The organism is Armatimonas sp., from assembly GCF_043760365.1.
In the GTDB taxonomy this organism is placed as follows: Bacteria; Armatimonadota; Armatimonadia; order Armatimonadales; family Armatimonadaceae; genus Armatimonas.
The window spans coordinates 1-2,471 of sequence record NZ_JAYUPA010000023.1 but is presented as its reverse complement, the minus strand read 5'-3'; the positions used below and the strand labels follow the sequence as shown (position 1 = coordinate 2,471).

2 protein-coding genes are annotated in these 2,471 nt (G+C 58.8%); both read left to right on the top strand.

Annotated elements, in window-relative coordinates:
* Nucleotides 1-914: TolC family protein (locus ACH2EH_RS00610; protein ID WP_395137783.1), on the top strand; the 914-nt coding region annotated here is incomplete at its 5' end.
* Entirely contained in the window at nucleotides 911-2,452 is a 1,542-nt protein-coding gene (locus tag ACH2EH_RS00605; protein ID WP_395137781.1) for an efflux RND transporter periplasmic adaptor subunit, read from the top strand. The genes ACH2EH_RS00610 and ACH2EH_RS00605, both read left to right, overlap by 4 nt.
* Nucleotides 2,453-2,471: the final 19 nt, after the last annotated feature.

Below are 2,471 nucleotides of genomic sequence, written 5' to 3'. Positions count from 1 at the left end.
AAAAGGCCACTGAGGCAGACCAGGTAGCAACGCTTCTTGATCTGCGCCGCGATGTCACCAGCGCCTATATCGAGTGCCTCCGTGCCGACGCTGAGCTAGCCCAAGCGAAGTCTTCCCTGGAAGCGACACAGCGCTTTGCAGAAGCGGCGAGTGCCCAGTTCACAGCAGGTGATGTTCCACGCAGTAATGTCGTGCGTAGCCAGATAGAAAACGCGCGATTTCGCCAGACACTAACGCAGGCCACGACAGATCGCGAGAACCGCTACAGCACCTTAAAAAGCTTGCTTGGGCTGCCTTCCAATGCACCTCTGGCGCTCGCGGGTGCTCTTACGGCAAAGACAATCTTGCCAAACCTGGAAACAGCGCACTCCCTCGCACTCTCTCGACGCCCGGATATTCTTGCGGCCCGTGCGCAGGTTCTTGCCAGCAATGCTGGGATCGCCGAGGCGAAGGGGCAGCGCCTCCCAAACGTCGTTCTTGAGGGACGACGATACAACCTGAACCCGGCGCAAGTCGGTTATGCCTCGCTACGTATCGGTATCAACCTCCCTCTCTTTGACAATGGCCGGATTCGCGCCGAGGTACGTGCTACGGAGGCAGCAAAACAAGAGATGCAGTTGCAGCTTAAAGAGTCGGAGCGCCTTGCACTACTGGAGGTGGAGATAGCGCTCCGAGAGTGCCAGCAAGCCCTTCAAATTGTCGCCTCGTTTGAGGGAGATGGTCGCCTGACGAAAACAAAGGAGCTACTGGAGATGGCACAGGTCGGTTACGAAAAAGGGGGAAGCGGGTATCTGGAGGTTATTGATGCTCAGCGCACCTTTGCTAGTGAGCAGATCGAGTATCTACGAGCTCTTGCCAGACTGCAACTTGCAAACGCTCAGCTGGAGCGCATCATCGGAGGGCCCTTGCCATGAATCAGAAAGCTCTTGTACTTCATAAAGTTCCTGCCCTGTGGATTAGCTTTTTCGCTTCCCTGGGGCTGCTGGCGGGATGCAGCAAAAAAGCAACAGAAGAAGAAGCGAAGGCGGAGACTCCCGCTGCTGTTGTGACAGTCACCAAGGCAGAGCGACAGGATATTGAGGAGACCGTTACCGCACAGGGAACCTTCCAGAGCGCCCAAGGCGCAGCGGCAAAGCTCGCGCCGCAGATGGCGGGGCGCTTGGTAAGTGTTCTTGTGAAAGAAGGAGACCAGGTGACTGCCGGTCAAATCCTTGCCACTCTGGACACACGAGCACTCACAGCGCAGACTCGCAGTGCGGAGGCGGGCTACCGCGCCTCGACTGCAACCGCTTCCCAGGCTCAGCTTGCGGCGCGGGCGGCAGCAAGCGATCAGGAAAGCAGTGTCCGCGTTGCCCAGCTCGCCATTGATGCGGCTAGAGTAGAGCAGGAGGGAGCGGTTCAGGCGGCCCAGACCACTCTCACCCTAGCAAAGACGGATCTAACCAAAACCTTGGCGGGGGCACGTCCTCAAGAGATCCTCCAGGCGCAGAGCGCTCTTCGGCAAGCCGAGGCGACGCGCACAAGAGCCGTAAAAGAGGTCGAGCGCCAGACGTTTCTGCTGGAAAAGGGAGTGTCTGCACGGCGTCAGGTCGAGGATGCACAAACAGCCTTGACCGTCGCAGAGACCACAGTGGAGAGTGCTCGCCAGACTCTGGAATTACTTCAAGCAGGAGCAAGGCAAGAAGACCGAGAAGCCGCCCAGCTTCGCGTCCGCCAAGCCGAGGAAGCGCTCAGCCAAGCCCGCAAGACAGGAGAGGCAAAGCTCGTGCAGGCGAAAGCGCTACTGCGCCAAGCGGAGAAGCAGACGCTTGCCGTCGCTGCGAAAGTGCAAGAAGCCAGAGCCGCGCAAAGCGGCGCGGGCAAGGCCGCAGCGGATGTGGAGACTTCTCGGACGCAATCAGACTACGCCACACTGAGGGCTCCTCTCTCGGGAGTCGTCGTTCGACGCTTGCTCAATCCGGGCGACATGGCTGACCCAGCCGCAACCATTTTGGAAATCGCGAACAGTCGCCAGCTCGATATCCTTGCCACCCTTCCTGCGGACGATGCGCTACGCGTGCGCCCCGGCCAGAAAGCCCATCTTTCGTCGGGGGAGATGGCGCGTGTGATAAGCATCGGATCGGTAGACCCGCAGACCAACCTCGTCACGCTCAGACTCCAAGCAGGTTCGAGCAAATCCGTCCGTGCCGGAGCCTTTATCCTGGTGAAAGTCGTGATTCGTGTCGCCTCACAAGCCATCGTGGTTCCTAAGGAATGCGTACTCAACCACGAGCGCAAGAGCGTTGTTTTTATCGTCAAGGGAGATGTCGCTAAAGAAACACCCATCACGACAGGGGTAGAAACCGATACGGCGGTGGAGATTCGCTCTGGGCTCGCGGCGGGCGCACGAGTCATCACCCTAGGGCAGTACGAACTCTCTGATGGGGCAAAGATCAAGGTGGAAGCGCCATGAACCTTGCTCGATTTGCGCT